This is a genomic window from Paenarthrobacter sp. RAF54_2 (assembly GCF_052113945.1).
GTDB lineage: Bacteria > Actinomycetota > Actinomycetes > Actinomycetales > Micrococcaceae > Arthrobacter.
In genome coordinates this window covers 1-19,639 of the sequence record NZ_JBFRDV010000018.1, presented here as the reverse complement: position 1 = coordinate 19,639, position 19,639 = coordinate 1, and the positions used below count along the sequence as shown (strand labels likewise).

Genomic DNA, 19,639 nt, shown 5'->3' with positions numbered 1-19,639 from the left:
CAACAAAACATCATAACGACGACGGGCCCCACCTTTTGGTGGGGCCCGTCGTCGTTGTCTCTATGGGTGGTCGCTGGCCTTTAGATAGTGTCCTGGGCCATTATTGGGGTTTCAGCGGGCGTGAGTGCCCTCCAGCACAGCAGAGAGCCCACGAAGGGCATTGTTGGCGGCGGAGACACTTTGGCCGTCCTGGAGGCCGTCCAGCGCGACTTCAAGGAGCACCTCGCAGCCATGGCCAAAGTCTTCTGTCATGACTTCCAGGAGGGAGCGTGCGTCTACTGGCGGTCCGTCAGGCTTCCTTATCGTCACTGGCAGGCCTGTCTCAGTTACTGCGCGGACAAATATGGCTGCTGCTCGCGCATGCAGGCCAATCTCTGCTGCGACGAAGGATTTCTGCTCCAGCAAGCCAGCTCCTTTGCTAGGACGGAATATGCGTCCGTGAAATTTGATCCATACAAGCGTAGCCGCTGCTTGGCCTGCTCTCCATATCGAGGACTCCGGCTGGTCTAGACCTGTGCCCTGACTGATCTACCCTTAATGCATGACTCATTTGATGTTGGGCGCTCGTCATGCCTGAAGCCGCGAGTATCGCCGGTGAAATTGACCGGACCAGCAGCACTCCCATTTACATCCAACTCCGTGAGATATTGAGGAGTTTCATAGCCCAGTCATGCCCTCCTGGTTCGTCGTTGCCGTCCGAAAGGGACCTCTCGCTAAGGTTTGGCCTTGCAAGGATGACGGTACGGCAGGCCATTGATGCGTTGGTGGGCGAAGAAGTCATTGAGCGTGTGGTGGGACTGGGCACGTTCGTGAAGAAGCCCAAACTGGATCTTCAAGTGAAGCTGACCTCCTATAGCGAGGAGATGCAACGACGCGGGATGGTTCCGGCTGCCAAGGTGTTGAGTTTCGAACAGATTGCTGCCAGTGCCTTTCTGGCGCGGGAGCTACAGCTCGAGGAGGGCACGCCGTTGGTCCGTTTCAGGCGGTTGCTGTTGGCCGACAACGAACCTATGAGCGTCGACGAGAATTTCATCCCGGCGCACCGTGTCCCCGGACTATTGGATGAGGCGCCGCCCACGTCGCTCTACAACGTCCTCAGCGAACGCTTCGGCCTGGTCATGGAATGGGTCCATATGGATCGTGCCCTTCCCTGTTTTCAAGCTGGAACTAGTGGCTGAGACTCTTCTGGTCCTCGCTGGCTTCGATGGCCTCGTGGTGGCCATGCGCGTGTGCTGCTTCAAGTTCCGCAGGAGTTGCCGGAGCAACACGGTCTTCGAAGAACCACTTGGAGAGCGCTGCGCGCCGCTTTTCCTTGCGGGTTACGACACCGTGTTCGTTCGGCGTCGCGGGCAACGGAACCGGGGATTCGAATCCAACGAGCTTGTAGCGCTTGTACTCGTCCAGGGGAGCGTGTACCTCGATGAACTCACCGTGGGGGAGCCGTACGATGCGGCCGGTCTCACGCCCGTGGAGGGCGATCTCGCGGTCCTTACGCTGCAGAGCGAGTGCGATTCGCTTGGTCACGATGAATGCGAGGATCGGGCCGATGAAGAACAGTGTGCGCAACCAGTACGTGACATCGTTCAGGGATACGTGGAAGTGCGTTGCGATGAGGTCCGAGCCTGCCGCTGCCCACATGACGCAGTACCAAGTGAAGCCTGCAACACCGATCGCGGTACGGGTGGGTGCGTTACGGGGACGGTCAAGGACGTGGTGCTCACGGTTGTCCTTGGTTACCCAGCGTTCGATCCACGGGTACATGAACAGCACGGTGAAGATGATGCCCGCGGGCACGAGTGCCGGCAGCAGAACGTTCAGCGTCAGCGTGTGTCCGAAGATGATGTATTCGAAGTGGAAGTTGTTGATGACGCCAGGCATGAGGCGAAGAGCGCCATCAACAAATCCGATGTACCAGTCAGGCTGGGTACCGGCGGAAACCGGGGAGGGGTCGTAAGGACCGTAGTTCCAGATCGGGTTGATCGTAAAGGCAGCTGCCATAAGGGCCAGGACGCCGAAGACGATGAAGAAGAACCCGCCAGCCTTGGCTGCGTAAACCGGGCCAAGGGGGTAACCGACGACGTTGCCGTCGTTGCGTCCCGGGCCGGGGTACTGGGTGTGCTTGTGCACGACAACCATGAACAGGTGAATCACGATCATGAGCAGAATCAGGGCCGGAACTAGAAGGATATGAAGCACATAGAGACGACCAATGATTGCTGTGCCCGGGAATTCTCCGCCGAAGAGGAAGAACGAGATGTAGGTACCAATGACCGGAATGGACTTGATAACGCCATCGATGATGCGCAGACCGTTGCCGGAAAGGAGGTCATCGGGGAGGGAGTAGCCAGTGAAGCCGGCAGCCATGGCCAGAATCAGCAGGACGCCGCCCACTACCCAGTTCATTTCACGCGGCTTGCGGAACGCGCCGGTGAAGAAAACGCGCAGCATGTGGACACCCAGGGAGGCCACGAACAGCAGCGCCGCCCAGTGGTGCACCTGGCGCATGAAGAGGCCACCGCGGACATCGAAGGAGATGTTCAGTGATGAGCTGTAAGCCACGGACATTTCGACGTTGTACAACGGCGTGTAGGAACCCTGGTAGTGGGTTTCAGCCATCGAGGGATCGAAGAAGAAGGTCAGGAAGGTGCCCGACATCAGGAGGATGACGAAGGAATACAGCGCCACCTCACCGAACATGAATGACCAGTGGTCCGGGAAGACCTTGCGTCCGAACTCGCGCAGGATGCCGGAGCCACCTACACGTTCGTCCACGAAATCAGTGAATCGGCCAACTTTGGTCTTCGCTACGAAGGGGGCTTCAGCTGTTGATGAGGCGCTCATGCTCGTCACGCTCCCAGTAACTCGGTCCTACAGGTTCTTTGAAGTCGCTGGTGGCGACGAGGTAGCCTTCTGCGTCAACTGCGATGGGCAGTTGGGGGAGCGGACGGCTGGCCGGTCCAAAGATGACCTTGCATTCCTGCGTGAGGTCGAACGTGGACTGGTGGCACGGGCACAGAAGGTGGTGTGTCTGCTGCTCGTAAAGAGCAACCGGGCAACCAACGTGTGTGCAGATCTTGGAGTAGGCAACAATGCCGTTGTAGCTCCAGTTCTCGCGGCCCTCAGAGGGGTTCAGCGAGTTCGGATCCAGGCGCATCAGCAGAACGACGGCCTTGGCCTTTGCGTTCAGCTTGCCCTCGTGAAGTTCGTTGAGGCCCTCGGGAATAACGTGGAAGGCCGAACCGATGGTGACATCCGAAGCCTTGATGGGAGTGCCATCGGGATCGCGCGTCAGTCGTTTGAGCTTGCCACCTTCAGGAGCCCACATGGTGTGTGCGAGCTTGTCATCAGGACGCGGTCCCAGGTCGCCGAAAATAGCGAGAGCAGGAAGCGGGGCAAGGGCAACGGCGCCAAGAAGGGTGTTGCGGATCAGCGGGCGACGCTTAATGCCGGTTTCCTCGACGATGTCGTCGACGATGCGCACCGCAGCCTGGCGATCTTCCTCGTGACGGATAGCGTGGCGCTCTTCCGACACCTCGTGATCCGGCATCAAGGCCTTGGCCCAGTGCACGATGCCGGTGCCGATGCCGAGCATTGCGAACGCCGTACCCAGGCCCAGGAGCAGGTTCTGGGTACGGATGTTTGCAATCGTCGAATCGTCGCCTAAATCGATGGCGAAGTACGCCACCAGGAAGATCAGCGTGCCGATGACAGAGGTGCCAAACAAAATGGCTACCTGACGCTCGGCTCGCTTTGCGGCTACCGGGTYCGTGTCAGCCAGGCGCAAACGATGCGGAGGAAGTCCAGGATCCTGGAACTTCTCCACTTCATTCTGACCAGCCGTAGCTACGGTGCCCGAGTGGTTCGGACTGCCGTCACTATGGTTGCCCATAATTCGCCTCATCCTTCTCTCGTTGTCTCGGCCTGGGCCGAGTTAATTTTCAGTTCGAAACTGCTGACCATGCAGCAGAAGTTTGTTGTTTCGTCCGGACTAGGACGTGCGTGACGTCAGCCAGATGGTGAAGGCGATGATGACGCCCAAGCCGGCAATCCAGACGAAGAGACCTTCAGACACCGGGCCTAGGGCGCCGAGATCGGCACCGCCCGGTGAGCCGTTGGCTTCGATGGTCTTGAGGAAGGTGATGATGTCGCGCTTACCTTCGGGTGAGACGTTCGAATCGTTGAACACAGGCATGTTCTGAGGGCCTGTGGCCATGGCTTCGTAGATGTGCTTTCCAGTGACATCTGCCAGCGCGGGAGCGAACTTGCCGCGCGTCAGGGCGCCGCCGGCTGCTGCAGCGTTGTGGCACATGGCGCAGTTGACGCGGAAGAGCTCGCCACCTTTGGCTGCGTCTCCCTTTTCGTCAAGGAGGTGCTCTTCCGGAATCGCAGGGCCTGCGCCCAATGATGCAACGTAAGCCGCCAGCTGGCTGGTCTGCTCCTCGTTGAACTGGACGGGCTTCTTCTGTGCCTGGGGGCCATTCATCTGCATGGGCATGCGGCCGGTGCCAACCTGGAAGTCAACTGCTGCGGCACCCACGCCGACCAGCGAGGGGCCGTCCTTGGTTCCGCTTGCACCCATGCCATGGCAGGTGGCGCAGTTGGCAGCAAACAATTTGCCGCCTTGCTCTACGTCACTTGCGCTGTAGCTGGTGGTGTCGGCCTTGGCCTGGTTGACAGATGTGGCAACGGCGTACAGCCCACCAGTGAGGAGGAGGCCCATCAGCAGCAGCGCTATGGCTGCCAGTGGGTGACGTCGCTTCTGCGAGAGTGCCTTCACGTGGTGGTTCCTTTATTCGATCCTGCGTCGGCTCCGCGAGCCGCTTCTTGAAATTCTGCCTCTTGTAGAAAAAGAGTCAAAGCCGGGCTACTTCAGGACGTAGATGACCAGGAAGAGGCCAATCCAGACAACGTCCACGAAGTGCCAGTAGTACGAGGTGACGATCGCGGATGTGGCTTCAAAGTGCCCAAACTTCTTGGCTGCAAACGCACGGCCAATGATGAACAGGAACGCGATCAAACCGCCGATGACGTGAAGGCCGTGGAAGCCTGTGGTCATGTAGAAGGCGGAACCGTAGGCGTTGGATGACAGGGAAACGTGCTCTGAGACGAGCATGGCGTATTCCGTGGTCTGTCCGGCTACGAAGAAGGAACCCATGATGAAGGTGAGAACGAACCATTCGCTCATGCCCCAGCGGGTGAACTGCAGGGGTCCGCCGGTGCGGCGCGGTTCAAGGCGCTCAGCGGCGAAAACGCCCATCTGGCAAGTGAAGGAACTGGCCACAAGGACGATGGTGTTGACGAGCGCAAACGGGAAGTTGAGCTTGGTCGTCTCCTCGGCCCACATCAATCCTGATGTGGACCGCAGGGTGAAGTACATGGCAAAGAGACCGGCGAAGAACATCAACTCACTGGACAGCCAAACAACGGTTCCAACAGAAACCAGATTGGGGCGGTTCAGCGTCGGGTGCGCCGGGGTACTGGGGGCATGGGTCGCAGATGTCACAAGGACATTATGTCTGTAAAAGTCCAGAGTTCCCAATGCAAACCACCGATTCGGGAGACTTTTTCTACAAAGACGCGAAATCGCGCGGAAAAGTTCCCGGTCCGGTTCACATTGGTCATCGGTGCAGCCCGGTCGATAGCATCAAGGGGTGACTTCTCCGGCATCGGCACCTGCAGCCAGCAATAACTGGCCAGGGCTCATCTCAGCACTGATCAACGGCGACGACCTTGCAGTGGGCAATACTGAGTGGGCCATGAACACGATCATGGCCGGTGAAGCCACTCCCGCGCAGATCGCTGGTTTCCTGGTTGCCCTGCGTGCCAAGGGCGAAACGGTGGAAGAACTGACCGGCCTTGTGGAGGCTATGCTTCAGAATGCCAACCCCATACAGATCTCCGGTGAAAAGCTGGACATCGTGGGAACAGGCGGGGACAGGCTGAACACCGTCAACATCTCCACCATGGCAGCCCTTGTTGCGGCCGGTGCGGGCGCGAAAGTCGTCAAGCACGGAAACCGGGCGGCGTCGTCGACGTCTGGTTCTGCTGATGTATTGGAAGCCTTGGGTGTCCGCCTGGACCTTTCGATTGACCAGGTTGCCCGGAATGCGGAGGAGGCAGGAATCACCTTCTGCTTCGCGCAGGTTTTCCATCCCTCGTTCCGTCATACTGCAGTACCCCGGCGGGAGTTGGCAGTGCCCACGGCCTTTAATTTTCTCGGCCCCATGACGAATCCTGCTCATGTTCAGGCGTCGGCAGTCGGCGTCGCCAACGCCCGGATGGCTCCACTTGTTGCGGGCGTCCTTGCCCGTCGCGGCAGCCGCGGCCTGGTGTTCCGCGGCGACGATGGGTTGGACGAATTGACACCCACGGGGCCATCCACAGTCTGGGAGATAAGGAGCGGAACCGTCACGGAACAGGTGTTCTCACCCGCTGCGCTCGGTATCGAACCGTCCACCGTTGCAGATCTGCGGGGCGGGGACGCAGCCGCAAATGCAGTGGTTGTACGTGAAGTCCTTGATGGCAAGACAGGTCCTGTGCGTGATGCTGTCCTCTTGAATGCTGCAGCCGGCCTGGTTTCCGTTGACATGAACGCCGAAGGCGATCTGTTGGAGCGGATGCGAGCCGCCTTCATGCTGGCGGCGGAGTCCGTGGACTCAGGTAAGGCCGCTGGTGTCCTGACCAAGTGGATCGCCCTTAGCCAGAGTTCCAAAGACTAGCCACAGCGTCAGCCTCGCAGGCTGTGCTGCCGCCTCGAAGCGGGATCTAGGGGCGTCCTTAAGTCCTATTCGAAGCCGAGGGCAAAGGCTGCGTCGAGATCGTGCTGCGAGTAGGCACGGAAGGCTATGTGGGTAGTGGTGTGGACTACGGAATCCACCTTCGACAGGCGATCAGCGATGACATCCGCGAGGTCTTCATGCTTGGACACTCTGGCTACAGCGATCAGGTCCCATTCTCCAGTGACGGAATAGACTTCACTGATGCCCTGGATGGCTGAAATCTGCTCGGCGGTTTCCGGAATGCGCGAAGCATCGGTCTTGATCAGGACGAAAGCGGTGATCACGTGGGGCCTTTCCGGAAAAGCTTCATTGCGGACGAACTTCAGCCTAGTACATGGGAGATGAAGGGACCCTTTCAGGCTTTGGAATGGCGTTTTCGTGACGCCCGCAGAATTAACGCGAGAATGGCGCGGAAGCCGAGCAGGAAAACGCCCAGGCTGATGAGTGCCACGATGGCAAAGGGCAACACCACCGTCTGGCCAGTCACCGCCCTGAGCAGAATGCCGATCATTACGGCACCGATCCAGACACAAATGCCCGAAGGCCAGAGGGCATAGGGCGCACGCCAAACCCTTGCGACCAGCCAGGCAACGCCCGCACCAGCGAGGAAGGGCCAGGCCGTGACAAAGGCGCCTGTGATGATGTCTCCCCGGGCATGGGCGTCGCGGCCGATCGCGGCGAAGACAAGAATCAACACGAGATCGGCGGCTGCAGCAGGAATCCAGGATCTAAGCGATGAGGGCATGGTCTGACACTATCCGGGCGGAAGTGCGGGCGCGAAGTTGACGTCCCGCAGATTCTCTCTTGCGCTTGGTTTCTGCTGCGGCCACGATGACTGGCAGGAACAATGGACGCACCCCAATTACTGGAGGAGATCATGCGATTCGTTCAAGTAGCCCAGCACGCCGAAGACCTGAAGAGGGCAGCGGCCTTTTACGCTGCATTGCTGGGCGCCGAGCCCAAAGCCTTGTTTGACCCTCCTGGGCTCCTCTTCTTTGACGTGGGCGGCGTGCGGCTTCTCCTGGAGAAAGGGGCGCCGTCGTCCCTGCTCTATTTCGAGGTTGGAGACCTTCACGGCACAGTGGCGGCATTGAGGAGCAAAGGCGTCAAGATCATTTCGGAGCCTCACATGATCTTCACCCATGAGGATGACCTCCTCGGACCGGCAGATTCCGAGGAATGGATGGCGTTCATTGAGGACAGCGAGGCAAATACGGTAGGCCTGGTCAGCCGGATCAGGACGTCTGGCGACTAACTCTGGCTCAAGGACTGGCCGCCCATGGCTGGTGCGTACAGCGCATGCGGTGACAGCCGCCGTCGGGCGTTGTGTGGGCGAACCCACACGACTACCCTCGGTCGGGGGACAAGTGGTTCCTCACGATCCTGGAGGACTTGCAGAATGCAGAAGATTTCCACCTGTTTGTGGTTTGACGGCCGGGCGGCAGAGGCGGCTGAGTTCTACACCTCGACATTTGATGATTCGTCCATCCTGACATCGATGCCGGGGCCAGGCGGACAGGTCCTGACCGTGGACTTTGAGATTGAAGGGCGGCAGTTCATGGCCCTGAACGGGGGACCCGCCTTCACCTTCAACGAAGCAGTTTCCCTCGTAGTGAACTGCGATTCGCAGGACGAGGTGGACCGTTACTGGAATGCGCTCTTGGAAGGAGGGGGAGAAGAAAGCCAGTGCGGATGGCTGAAGGACAAGTTTGGCTTGTCGTGGCAGATCGTCCCGGCTGGGATGCCGGGCCTGTTGAATGGTCCGGATCCAGCAGGATCCCAGCGGGCAATGGAAGCCATGTTGAAGATGCGGAAGCTTGACATCAACATTCTGCAAAAGGCGTACGACGGCGACTGAAAGTTTGGGGGACAGGCGCCTTTGGGCGCTGCTAGCATTACCGCACGGTGACGTGCGCACCTATCACAACCATGAGGAGAACTGACTGATGACAACCCGCCTCAACCCATATATCTCGTTCCGCGACAATGCCAGGGACGCAATCAACTTCTACGAGTCCGTCTTTGGCGGCGAACTGACACTCAGCACTTTTGGCGAATACCAAGCCAGTGAAGACCCCGCCGAAGCGGAGAAGGTCATGCACGCGATGCTGGTGACACCCAACGGCCTGACCTTGATGGCGGCCGACACACCCAACGGAATGGACTACAACCCTGGCAACAACATCTCGGTGTCGCTCAGCGGTCAGTCCGAGGATGAAGCCGAGCTTCGTGGCTACTGGGACAAACTAGCCGACGGCGGCACCGTCACCATGCCGCTGGAAAGCGCACCTTGGGGTGACACCTTCGGGATGTGTGTGGACAAGTTCGGTATAGCTTGGTTGGTCAATATTGCAGGAGCGCAACAACAGGAGCAGTAGCAGTCGCGCGGAATCAAACGAACGAATGCCTCGTCCGACTCGTTGGACGAGGCATTCACGTGTCCGGCTTACATAATGCGGCGGCCAGAGGGGTCCAACCGGATGCCAACATGCTTTGGCGTCCGCAAGACGACTGAACGGTCCATGATCTCAACCATGGGCAACTTTTCGCCCAGCTGCCGTTCGAGGATGGTCATGTCCTCAAGGCGGCGAAGCCACACCGAGATCACAATCGAATACAGACCGCCTGTGGTGACGACCAGACGCACTTCTCCGAGACCGACCAACCGGCCACCCACTGCCTCCACCTGCGTGGCTGGGACGCGGAGGAAGTACCAAACGTTTACGGGCCAAGGCGACAATGTACGGGCGATTTCGAGCCGGACAACGATCCGATCCTGTGCAAGGGCCGCGCTTAAAGCGGCTTTCGCGCGCGGAGGGCTGATTCCCAACTTTTGGGATATTTCAGTTATCGAGGCTCGACCATCAGAGCGCAGGATCCAAAAAAGTTGCTCTTCCAGGTCTGCGGATGCGCCTTTCGCGGCGGGACTTGGTTGAGGTGCTTCGCGCTCTATGAGTTTTACCTCGTCGTCCCGCAAGGAGCGCAACCGCCAGCTCCTGGCGTCCGCCAACAGATTAATGCCCGGATGGGTTCTTGTACTGCGAATTCCTTTGACGGCTGGCAAGCGGTCCAAAATGAATCGTCCGAGGGAGGCTTCATCGCGGCTCACGACAGTGATGACCATGTCCCTGCCACCTGCGGTGTGATCCATTGAGAGCACATCCGGATCGGCCGCAAGCTCTTCGGTCACGGTTGCCATGCTGGCAGGCGCGCACTCAACTTCCACCAGGGCAAAGGCGACTTTGGAACCGAGGCCACGGTAGGTCGCTACCCATGCCAGCCCTTCCGCGGAAAGAAAATTCCAGCGCCGGGCCAAGGTGACGGCATCGGCACCCACGGCAGGTGCCAAGGCTGTCCATGGTGCGCGGGGGCGGATTTGAAGGGCATGCAGGAGCCTGAGATCCCGTTCATCAAAGTCGAAATCCTGCATGGAACATCTACTTCCAACAAATTGCCTGCGTTTTGAGTGTGACCAATCACTTGCTGCCTAGATTCTAGGCGTCATCACTCAAACACTCTGGAAGGCAGCCATGCTTGCTCCCGTCCTGCGGTTCGGCCGCGTCCAATCTTCCACGACGGTTCGGCAAGAACAAGTGCTACTGAAACCTGCACAAAGTCAGCAGGGGAGGGGAGTGGGCACACATGCGTTAGTTGCGGGCGAGAGTGACACATACCTGGTTGCTTCCGTGCGCGGGGGAGATTCCGGATCCTACGAGGAACTTTTCCGCCGGCATCAAGTCATTGCCACTTATGTTGCCCGGACTGAATCGGATAATCCAACGGACGCTGACGATGTGGTATCCGATGCGTTTGTATCGATCCTAAAATCCCTGCTTCAGGGCAGGGGACCGGTGGACTCGTTCAGGTCATATCTGTTGACCACCGTTCGGCGTATGTCGCACCGCCGCAATTTGCAGAGCAGGCGAGCAGCGGCGACGCTGAACAGCGCTGCGGGTGAAGTGGTAGTTGGCAATGATGATCCTGTTCTCAAAGACTTCGAGAATACGATCCTTATGCTGGCTTTCCGTTCCTTGCCATCCCGCTGGCAGGCCGTACTTTGGCATGTGGACGTTGAGGGCATGAAGCCGGCTGCAGCGGCACGGGCTATGGAACTGACTCCAAACGCTGTGTCGTCATTGCTCATCAGAGCGCGGGAGGGTCTCCGTCAGGCATACCTGCAGGAACATGTGAAGGACGCTGCCACCGACCCCTGCGCAGGCTTCTCGCGCTATCTAAGCAAATACGTCCGAAGTGCCGTGCGCCAGGCCGCCCAGGAGAAAGTGCGCCGCCACTTGGACGACTGCCTCCGTTGCACAGGGGTATTGGCTGAATTACGGGAAGTTCAGTCAGGAATGAAACAGGCCGGGTCCCGCGCTGGATAGGCCTTAGTGGGTGGGTGGGCTCCGCCCCTTAAGGGAGTCGACTCTGGGTCTATCGTCTGGAGACCGCCGTACGGAAGGGAGGAGTCATGCGCAAATTGATCTATGGCATGAATCTGACCCTGGACGGATACCCAACGCCACCCCGGCGAAGATTGAATTCGCGCGCAACTGGCGGGACCCGCCGAAGGTGGTGTTCTCCTCGACGATCGACAAGGTCGACTGGAACACCCGCCTGGTCAGGCGCGACGCGATCGCCGAGATCGCCCGGCTCAAGCCCGAGGACGGCGGCCCGATGAGAGCCGGTGGCGCAACACTCGCCGCGGCGACCAACTTCGATGAATTGTGATTCGGCTTCGATTCCTTCTCTCTTGCTTGGACTTCGTAAAGAGGCTCGAAACCCGGGGGAAGATGAGCTGCGCTCGTTAGTTGAGGGCTGACATCTCAAGATTTTCAGGCTCCGTCGGTGAACCAGCCCATCCCGCTTGCGTGGGTTCGTGGAACGCGCTCCTGGTGGCGGCCTGCTCTAAAGTTTGACGATGTCGAGGACCAAAGATTTGATCACATCATTCGTCAGCCCGCCGGTCGTTCGTCGATATGTGCACGGCATTGTTCAGGGACCTGTCTCCGCCCGGTTCAGTTGGTGCCTGACCCTGTCTCGGAGGACGCGGGTATGGGTTCACCACCGCCAGCGAGGCAACGCCGCCGCGACACCGGCGCTTAATGCCACCGCGGCGCAGAAAGCCGCTTTTATCTTGGGGCGCTGGTGCCGATGAGCCGAAGAGCGTAGCGTCTTATCAGATAGGGGGTTCGCAGGGAATCCGCTGTGGTGTGCCGTTTGGTTTGATTTATCCCGTGAAGGGTCCGTGATGGCTGGGTGGAATGCTGACACTGCTGCAGGGCCGTCCGGGCCGGGTTCGGTCACCCTGGTGGAAGGCGCATCGTTCTGTATCTCCGCGGCAAACGGCGACATTCAACCCCAGTTTCCACACGGGGTTTTCGTCGAGGACACGCGAATCCTTTCCTCTTGGCGTGTGCTCATCAACGGCGCCCCGCTGGAGCCACTGGGGGCGAAGACGAAGGAACCGTACCGTGCTTTGTTTATCGGGCGTGTCCCACGCCCAGATGGATACGCGGATAGCCCCCTGATCGTCGAACGTCTCCGCGAGGTTGGTGCCGGCATTCTGGAACGGATTACTGTCCGAAACTACTCGCCGTCCAGCGCTGAATGTGCTCTGACTCTTCACGTGGAGGCGGACTTCGCGGATCTCTTCGAGGTGAAAGAGGCCCGAATCCAGCGGCGCTGGGAAGAGTCCCGTGACGTATCAGGCGACTCGCTAATCATCAGGGCGGTCTGGCAGGACGTTCAGAAGGGTGTTGTGGTGGCGGCCGACGGGGCCGACATAACCCCCGAGGGGCTTGCCTACCGATTCAGTGTTCCCGCGCATGGACAGTGGAGTACTGTGTTAAGCGTCACGGCCTTCGCTGGCGGAACCCCCTCCGCCGCACGCTTTATTCGGGCCGATGAAGGCGAAATGTCTCCTCGTGACCGGCGCCGCCAGGAGTGGGTATCCAAGATCCCTGTACTACACATCAGCAACGCGTCAATCGAACGCACGCTCCGGCGCAGCTACGACGACCTCGGCGCTCTGCGCATTCAGGATCCTGACCACCCCAACAGGATCGTAGTGGCTGCTGGTGCCCCCTGGTTCATGACTTTATTTGGCCGGGACTCGCTTTGGGCGTCCCTTATGGCACTGCCCGTTGATCCCTCCCTGGCCTTCGGCACCATCCAGACTTTGGCCGACCGTCAGGGGCACGTGACGGATGAAATGAGCGAAGAGGAGCCGGGCAAAATCCTCCACGAGGTCAGATTTGGCGTATCCAGTGGGCTGGCATTGGGCGGGAAACCCAGCTACTTCGGCAGCGTTGATGCCACGCCGCTTTTTGTGGCACTGTTCGGCGAGGTCAGCCGCTGGGGATTCGCATCAGAAACCATTGCGGACCTTCTGCCACATGTCGACCGGGCGCTGGACTGGATCCGCCACTACGGGGACAAGGACGGCGACGGTTTTATCGAATATTCACGGCTCAATGATCACGGCCTGATCAATCAGGGATGGAAGGACTCGTGGGACGGCATCAACTTCGCCGATGGGAATATAGCTCAGCCACCTATCGCTTTATGCGAGGTGCAGGCCTACGTCTACGGCGCTTATCTGGGCCGGTCGTGGATAGCTCACGAAGCCGGTGACTTGGAGCTTGCGGCCGAGTATCGGGAGCTCGGGGCGCGGTTGAAGAAGCAGTTCAACGAACAGTTTTGGCTGCCTCACCGTGGTTACTACGCCGTCGCCCTGGACGGCGACAAGCGGCCGGTCGACGCCTGTGCTTCCAACATGGGTCAATGCCTTATGTTTGGGATCGTTGACAACGACAAGGCTGCGCTGGTGGCTGACCAGTTGATGTCCCCTGAGATGTTCAGTGGCTGGGGTGTGCGAACGTTGGCCAGCAACATGGGCGCATACAACCCTGCCAGCTACCACAATGGATCAGTTTGGCCCCACGACAACGCGATTATCGCAACAGGACTCCTGCGTTACGGCTTTATCGAGCAGGCGCAGAGGATCGCGACAGCGCTGTTTGAGGCGGCAGAGTACTCCGAGGGGCGGTTGCCCGAATTGTTCTGCGGCTTCGGCCGCGATCAATTCGACGAACCCCTCCCTTACCCCACAGCATGCTCCCCGCAGGCATGGGCGGCAACCACGCCAATCCAACTGATCAAGAGCTTGATGGGTTACCACGTCGACGTTTTGCAAGGCGGAGTTTGGTTGGATCCCGTGCTCCCGAAATCGTATGGCGACCTCCACCTCACCAACGCCCCCCTGGCAAATGGCAGGATCACAATTGATATCTCTGATTCGACCACAGCCGTTCACGGACTGCCCGAGGGCATGATCTTCCACCGCGGAATCCGGCCCCGGGTGACCGACCTGGTGGAGAAGGTCAAACCCCAGCGGTGATCTGGTCTCGGCATGTCATGCCTTCCTATAAGCCCCTCGGGTCCTGAATGGTGCCCCCGTTAGGCGGCCGATGACGTCGGCCTTCGCCCAAATGGAATCTAGGGAATAAAAGGGCCGTTTCCGTAGGTTGCCGGAACACATCGCCGCTGGCTAGTTTGAAGACGCCGGCCGCGTCGTGCTGTTTGGCGAACAGACGGTGAGGTGCCGTAAACGTTGCGATTTTGATGATCCGGGTGATCATCCGACACCTCACCGCTGGAATATAGAGGCAATTAGGACTGCCAGCTACACGGCACGCTCCTCGTGCCCGTTGTATTCGCCCAGAGGGCGGATGAGGGAGTTGGACGACTGCTGTTCCATGATGTGGGCCGTCCAGCCGGTGATACGGCTGGCGACAAACAGGGGAGTGAAGGTCGCGGTGTCGAAGCCCATGAGGTGGTAAGCGGGGCCGGCGGGGTAGTCGACGTTGGGTTTGATGTTCTTGGCCTCGTCCATGGCCTGTTCCAGGCCGTTGTAGAGGCCCAGGAGTTCGGGCCGGCCGTAGTGGGCGATCATCTTGTCCAGGGCCTCTTTCATGATGGGCACCCGGGAGTCGCCCTGCTTGTAGACACGGTGACCGAAGCCCATGACCTTCTTCTTCCGGGCGAGGGCGTCTTCCATCCAGGCCTTCGCCCGGGCGGCTGCTTCCTCGAGGGATTCCTGGGGGCGGATGCCGATTTCGTCGAAGGTGTACATGACCGCTTCGTTCGCGCCGCCGTGCAGCGGGCCTTTGAGCGCGCCGATGGCTCCGGTGACCGCCGAGTGAAGGTCGGAGAGGGTCGAGGCGATGACGCGGGCGGTGAAGGTGGAGGCGTTGAAGGAATGTTCGGCGTAGAGGATCATCGAGACGTCAAAGGCCTTCACGACTTCCGGGACCTGTTCTTCGCCGAATGTCATCCAGAGGAAATTGGCAGAGTAGCCAAGGTCGTCACGAGGCTCGATGGCGCCCTGCCCATGGCGGCGGCGCTGGTCATAGGCAACCACGGCAGGCATTGCGGCCCACAGGTCAATCGCCTTCTTCATATTGGCCTCAGGAGATGAATCCTCCGCCAATTCATGGCGGGCGCCGAGCACCGAGGCCGCGGTGCGGCACACGTCCATCGGGTGGGCGTTCTTGGGCAAGGCGTCGATGATGGCTTGGAGTGTAGGGGCGAGTGCCCGGCCGGCCCGTTCGAGTGCAGTGAACTCCGCCAGTTGCTGCTGGGTGGGCAGCTCACCGTTCCAGAGCAGATAGGCGACCTCTTCGAAGCTGCATTTGGCCGTGAGTTGCTGTACCGGGTACCCGCGGTATAACAGTGAATTCGTTTCAGGGTTGACCTTTGAGACGGCGGTGAAGTCCACCACAACGCCGGCCAGGCCCTTTCTAATCTCGGTGTCAGTCATGCTGAACTCCTTTGCAGTGTTTGTTCTAGTGGATGTCTGGAATCTGTATACATAGGCGCTATTTAAATCCAAAGTAAATGCCGAGGAGCCAAATCGGCATCTATGTAAATCAGGCCGGTTCGGCATTCGTTTCGCAAAATTGAGCGCTACAACTTAAGCCTGGTCCTACGTGTCTAATCTGGGCATCCGTCTCATTCCTTATGTCCTTGCCCGCGGTCCAACAGTTCGTGGCCGTGGTGGGGCGCGAACTCATGTCGGTAGTGAAGGCCAATCCAAGGAGATGCGTTGAATTCATCAATGTTGAACGCTTCTAGCTCAATCCGCGCTTTTGGGCAGTGCACCTTATCGGGCGCCCCTGACCCAAAGATAGGCTGATCAGGGCTATTGAAATTAAATCGACGCCACAGCATGGTCTCTTCCCGTCTTGTTGGGGTCACTGAATTGGATAACCAACGGAACATCACGAATCGTTCGTTCGTCTGGGACCTAAAGGTCCTGATTTCCGCTAGAAGGCACGAAGGATGTCTTCGACGCGTTGTTTGGCGTCGCCGAAGAGCATTTGGGAATTGTCCCGGAAGAACAGGGGATTCTGCACGCCGGCGTAGCCGGCGGCCATGGAGCGTTTGAAGACCACAACGTTTTCGGCTTCCCAGACCCGCAGGACGGGCATGCCTGCGATGGGGCTTCCCGGGTCTTCGGCTGCGGCGGGGTTGACGGTGTCGTTTGCGCCGATGACCAGGACCACGGAGGTGGCGCCGAGGTCGTCGTTGATTTCGTCCATTTCCAGGACGATGTCGTAGGGGACTTTTGCTTCGGCGAGGAGGACGTTCATGTGTCCGGGCAGCCGCCCGGCGACGGGGTGGATGCCGAAGCGGACGTTCACGCCGCGTTCGCGGAGTTGGTGGGCGAGTTCGGCGACCGGGTACTGGGCTTGGGCGACGGCCATGCCGTAGCCGGGGGTGATCACGACGGACGAGGCGTTGGTCAGCATTTCCGCGGTTGCCTGGGCCGTGATTTCGCGGTGCTCGCCCTGGTCTGCGTCTCCTTTACTGGTGGGGGCCGCGATGCCGAAGCCGCCGGCGATCACGGAGATGAAGGACCGGTTCATGGCTGTGCACATGATGTAGGACAGGTACGCGCCGGAGGAGCCGACCAGGGCTCCGGTGATGATGAGCAGGTCGTTGTTGAGCAGGAAGCCGGCGGCTGCTGCGGCCCAGCCGGAGTAGCTGTTGAGCATGGAGACGACGACGGGCATGTCGCCGCCGCCGATGGAGGCGACCAGGTGCCCGCCCAGACCCAGAGCCAAGAGGGTGACGACGATGAGGAGCCAGAGCTGGGAGTCATTGACATACCAGACGGTCAGCGCGACGAAAGCCGCGAGGGCGCCGAGGTTGATCGCGTTCTTCCCCGGCAGCATCAGGGGTGAGGATTTCATCCGGGCGGAAAGCTTCAGGAACGCCACGATCGAACCGGTGAAGGTCACCGCCCCGATGAACACGCCGATGAACACCTCGGCATGGTGGATCGCCATCAGGTTCGGGGACAGGGCCGGGGCTTGGAGGTGTCCGTTCCAGCCGACGAGCACGGCCGCGAGGCCCACGAAGCTGTGCAGCAGGGCGATGAGCTCGGGCATCCCGGTCATTTCCACGACCCGTGCGCGCCAGAGCCCGATCGCGCCGCCAACCACTACTGCCGCGATGAGCAGGCCCAGGCCTGTCAGGGCGTGGCCGGTGCCCCAGGCTCCTTGGAGGGTCAGCCAGACGGTCGCGGCGAGGGCGATGACCATGCCGGTGATGCCGTAGATGACACCTGTCTTGGCTTTCTCGTGCTTGCTCAGTCCGGCGAGGCTGAGGATGAACAGCAGCGCCGCGACGATGTACGCGGCCCCCGCGATGGAGTCGGCGGTCAACGGACCGGAGGCGGTGTCAGACACAGTAAGGCTCCTCGAAACGATTTGGGCTGCTGTTACGGCTACGGCGCTCATGAACGGCCCTTCCCGGCCGTGAACATCGCGAGCATGCGCCGCGTGACGGCGAAGCCGCCGAAGATATTGATGCTGGCCAGCAGGACCGCGACGGCGGCCAGGACCTGCATGACAATGTTCTCGGAGGTGACCTGGAGCAGGGCACCGACGACGATGATCCCGGAGATCGCGTTCGTCACGGACATCAGCGGGGTGTGCAGGGCGTGGTGGACTTTCCCGATGACGTAGAACCCAACCACCACCGAAAGCATCAGCACCGTGAAGTGCTGGGGCAGCGGCGCCGGGGCAACGGTATTGATCCCGAACAGCACTGCGATGCCCGCGGCGAACAGACCTGCCTTACCGCCTGCGCCGAGGCCCGGTTTCTTCTTCGGCGCCGTGTTCTCGGCGGCCGTCGCGGCGTCTGTCTTCACGGCCGGTGCGGCGGAGACCTGGACCGGGGGTGGTGGCCAGGTCTTCTCACCCTCACGCACCATGGTCACTGAACGTTGGACGACGTCGTCGAAATCGATCCGCAGCACTCCGTCCTTGTCCGGGGTGAGGAGCTTGAGCAGGTTCAGCAGGTTCGTCCCGTACAGCTGGGATGCCTGGGCCGGCAGCCGTGAGGGGAGATCGGTGTAGCCCAGGATGACGACCCCGTTGTCCGTGACGATGCGTTCCCCGGCGACGGAACCTTCCACGTTGCCGCCCTGACCGGCAGCCATATCAACAATCACGCTGCCCGGCTTCATCCCATCCACGTCATCCGCCGTGAGCAGTTTCGGTGCAGGCCGGCCAGGGATCAGGGCCGTGGTGATGATGATGTCCACATCGCGGGCCTGCTCGGTGTAGATCTCGGCTGCGCGCCTGTTGTACGCCTCCGACGTTGCTTTGGCGTACCCATCGGAGGATTTCATCTCCTCCTCCACCTCAACCTTGAGGTAAGTACCGCCAATAGACTTCACCTGGTCAGCCACCTCGGGCCGCGGATCGGTCGCGCGCACGATCGCGCCCAGGCTGGAGGCCGCACCGATCGCCGCGAGGCCGGCAACACCGGCGCCAGCGACCAGGACCTTCGCGGGCGGGACCTTGCCCGCCGCGGTGACCTGCCCGGTGAAGAACCGGCCGAATTCGTGGGCGGCTTCAATGACGGCCCGGTACCCGGCAATATTCGCCATCGAACTAAGCACGTCCATCGACTGTGCCCGGGAAATACGCGGCACGGCATCCAACGCCAGCGCAGTGATCGGCCGTTCCGCCAGGGCCTCCACCAACTCCGGCCGCAGGCCCGGGCTAAGGGAGCCGATCAGCGTCGCGCCCTCGGTAAGACGGGCGATCTCTTCCTGAGTGGGCGGGTTCACGCGCAGCACGACGTCGGCACCCCACGCCTCATCCGCACCCACAATCAGTGCGCCGGCCTCTTCGTAGGCTTCATTACGGAACGACGCGCGCTCCCCGGCACCCTTCTCGACCACCACCTCGAAGCCCAACCCCAGCAACTGCTTCACGGTGGCGGGCGTTGCCGCCACCCTCGTCTCGTGACCCAACTCGGCCACGATGCCAATACGTGTCACTATTTTCTCTTTCTAAGATTTGATGCCGGTAAATGCTGATGCCTCAGCCGACACTGTCAACGTCCCGGAGGTTTGGCTTGGAATTGAAGCCCGTGCCTCAGGACAGGATCGCCACGTGCGGTGCGGGACGAACGGAGGTAGTTGTCGATGAACGTGGTATCGCATCCAACCTCATGGTATCGTATTCATAAGTTTTGGGTTGTGTGGCTGTCTTGGTTGTTTCGGGCGCTGCGCACGATGAGTTAAGTCGAGGTGGAGTCTTGTCAGCGAGGACGGAAGAGATGTTGAGCGTGCCTTCGGAGGCGGTGGATGTTCGTGTCGATAAGTGGTCAACACCGGTTTTGAATGATGAGAATCGGTTGAAGTTGGCGACGTTCGCTACGAATATGCGTGGGAGTGTGACGCTTGCCAATGTGGAGGGCAAGGTCCTGGGCAGTTGGGAGGAGAGCCTTCGGTTGGCGCAGCATGCTGATCGGATCGGGTTTGATGCGGTGATCCCGGT

General features: G+C 60.0%; 17 protein-coding genes and 2 pseudogenes. 8 read left to right on the top strand and 11 right to left on the bottom strand.

Annotated elements, in window-relative coordinates; all coding sequences use genetic code 11:
• Nucleotides 1-111: 111 nt before the first annotated feature.
• Complete coding sequence (locus tag AB4Y87_RS17930) at nt 112-405, bottom strand: HPr family phosphocarrier protein (RefSeq protein WP_442005653.1); 294 nt, start codon at nt 403-405, stop codon at nt 112-114.
• Between the two features lie 164 nt (nt 406-569).
• Here AB4Y87_RS17930 and AB4Y87_RS17925 point away from each other — a divergent pair.
• A pseudogene (locus AB4Y87_RS17925) lies at nt 570-1,127 on the top strand (GntR family transcriptional regulator); the annotation flags it as partial.
• A gap of 40 nt (nt 1,128-1,167) precedes the next feature.
• Here AB4Y87_RS17925 and qcrB read toward each other — a convergent pair.
• The 4 genes from qcrB to ctaE all read right to left on the bottom strand — a co-directional run bounded on the left by qcrB (nt 1,168) and on the right by ctaE (nt 5,503).
• A complete protein-coding gene (qcrB, locus tag AB4Y87_RS17920) occupies nt 1,168-2,841 on the bottom strand; it encodes a cytochrome bc1 complex cytochrome b subunit (RefSeq protein WP_442005652.1) in 1,674 nt (557 codons plus the stop codon).
• A complete protein-coding gene (gene qcrA, locus AB4Y87_RS17915; RefSeq protein ID WP_442005651.1) occupies nt 2,819-3,889 on the bottom strand; it encodes a cytochrome bc1 complex Rieske iron-sulfur subunit in 1,071 nt (356 codons plus the stop codon). Before qcrA ends, qcrB begins: the two co-directional genes overlap by 23 nt.
• A 99-nt stretch (nt 3,890-3,988) precedes the next feature.
• Nucleotides 3,989-4,777: a cytochrome bc1 complex diheme cytochrome c subunit gene (qcrC, locus tag AB4Y87_RS17910; protein ID WP_442005650.1), complete on the bottom strand. Its 789-nt coding sequence runs from the start codon at nt 4,775-4,777 to the stop codon at nt 3,989-3,991.
• A gap of 87 nt (nt 4,778-4,864) precedes the next feature.
• The gene (gene ctaE, locus AB4Y87_RS17905; protein WP_442005649.1) at nt 4,865-5,503 is read right to left on the bottom strand and encodes an aa3-type cytochrome oxidase subunit III; all 639 of its coding nucleotides are present in this window, start codon (nt 5,501-5,503) and stop codon (nt 4,865-4,867) included.
• 148 nt (nt 5,504-5,651) lie between these two features.
• Here ctaE and trpD point away from each other — a divergent pair, with 148 nt between their 5' ends.
• Nucleotides 5,652-6,719, top strand: coding sequence for an anthranilate phosphoribosyltransferase (gene trpD / locus AB4Y87_RS17900; protein ID WP_442005648.1), 1,068 nt, complete (start codon nt 5,652-5,654; stop codon nt 6,717-6,719).
• 65 nt (nt 6,720-6,784) lie between these two features.
• Here the strand turns inward: trpD and AB4Y87_RS17895 are convergent, their stop codons facing one another.
• Nucleotides 6,785-7,063, bottom strand: a complete 279-nt coding sequence (locus tag AB4Y87_RS17895) for an Lrp/AsnC family transcriptional regulator (RefSeq protein WP_223932953.1) — start codon at nt 7,061-7,063, stop codon at nt 6,785-6,787.
• 71 nt (nt 7,064-7,134) lie between these two features.
• Nucleotides 7,135-7,524: a DUF3054 domain-containing protein gene (locus AB4Y87_RS17890; protein ID WP_442005647.1), complete on the bottom strand. Its 390-nt coding sequence runs from the start codon at nt 7,522-7,524 to the stop codon at nt 7,135-7,137.
• Nucleotides 7,525-7,656: 132 nt separating this feature from the next.
• On the opposite strand from AB4Y87_RS17890, the gene AB4Y87_RS17885 reads away from it, so the two are divergent.
• From AB4Y87_RS17885 to AB4Y87_RS17875, 3 genes are all read left to right on the top strand, one after another.
• Nucleotides 7,657-8,034, top strand: a complete 378-nt coding sequence (locus tag AB4Y87_RS17885; protein WP_442005729.1) for a VOC family protein — start codon at nt 7,657-7,659, stop codon at nt 8,032-8,034.
• A gap of 144 nt (nt 8,035-8,178) precedes the next feature.
• The gene (locus tag AB4Y87_RS17880) at nt 8,179-8,637 is read left to right on the top strand and encodes a VOC family protein (RefSeq protein ID WP_442005646.1); all 459 of its coding nucleotides are present in this window, start codon (nt 8,179-8,181) and stop codon (nt 8,635-8,637) included.
• An 88-nt stretch (nt 8,638-8,725) separates the two neighbouring features.
• Nucleotides 8,726-9,157: a VOC family protein gene (locus tag AB4Y87_RS17875; protein WP_431115320.1), complete on the top strand. Its 432-nt coding sequence runs from the start codon at nt 8,726-8,728 to the stop codon at nt 9,155-9,157.
• Nucleotides 9,158-9,225: 68 nt separating this feature from the next.
• Here AB4Y87_RS17875 and AB4Y87_RS17870 read toward each other — a convergent pair whose 3' ends face one another.
• Nucleotides 9,226-10,209 carry an Lrp/AsnC ligand binding domain-containing protein gene (locus AB4Y87_RS17870; protein WP_442005645.1) on the bottom strand — a complete coding sequence of 328 codons (984 nt, stop codon included), beginning with the start codon at nt 10,207-10,209 and terminating at the stop codon, nt 9,226-9,228.
• Nucleotides 10,210-10,309: 100 nt separating this feature from the next.
• Between AB4Y87_RS17870 and AB4Y87_RS17865 the strand changes: the two genes are divergently transcribed.
• The 3 genes and pseudogenes from AB4Y87_RS17865 to AB4Y87_RS17855 all read left to right on the top strand — a co-directional run bounded on the left by AB4Y87_RS17865 (nt 10,310) and on the right by AB4Y87_RS17855 (nt 14,178).
• Complete coding sequence (locus AB4Y87_RS17865; protein ID WP_442005644.1) at nt 10,310-11,161, top strand: RNA polymerase sigma factor; 852 nt, start codon at nt 10,310-10,312, stop codon at nt 11,159-11,161.
• Nucleotides 11,162-11,291: 130 nt separating this feature from the next.
• Nucleotides 11,292-11,486 (top strand): annotated as a pseudogene (locus tag AB4Y87_RS17860) (dihydrofolate reductase family protein); the annotation flags it as partial.
• Nucleotides 11,487-12,027: 541 nt separating this feature from the next.
• Nucleotides 12,028-14,178 (top strand): amylo-alpha-1,6-glucosidase, encoded by a 2,151-nt coding sequence (locus tag AB4Y87_RS17855; protein WP_442005643.1) that lies wholly within the window; start codon nt 12,028-12,030, stop codon nt 14,176-14,178.
• A gap of 285 nt (nt 14,179-14,463) precedes the next feature.
• Here the strand turns inward: AB4Y87_RS17855 and AB4Y87_RS17850 are convergent, their stop codons facing one another.
• The 3 genes from AB4Y87_RS17850 to AB4Y87_RS17840 form a co-directional block, all read right to left on the bottom strand.
• On the bottom strand, nt 14,464-15,600 hold the full coding sequence (locus tag AB4Y87_RS17850; protein ID WP_442005642.1) for a bifunctional 2-methylcitrate synthase/citrate synthase: 1,137 nt from the start codon (nt 15,598-15,600) through the stop codon (nt 14,464-14,466).
• A 505-nt stretch (nt 15,601-16,105) separates the two neighbouring features.
• Nucleotides 16,106-17,584, bottom strand: a complete 1,479-nt coding sequence (gene pntB / locus AB4Y87_RS17845; protein ID WP_442005641.1) for a Re/Si-specific NAD(P)(+) transhydrogenase subunit beta — start codon at nt 17,582-17,584, stop codon at nt 16,106-16,108.
• The gene (locus AB4Y87_RS17840; protein ID WP_442005640.1) at nt 17,581-19,137 is read right to left on the bottom strand and encodes a Re/Si-specific NAD(P)(+) transhydrogenase subunit alpha; all 1,557 of its coding nucleotides are present in this window, start codon (nt 19,135-19,137) and stop codon (nt 17,581-17,583) included. Before AB4Y87_RS17840 ends, pntB begins: the two co-directional genes overlap by 4 nt.
• Between the last annotated feature and the right edge of the window lie 502 nt (nt 19,138-19,639).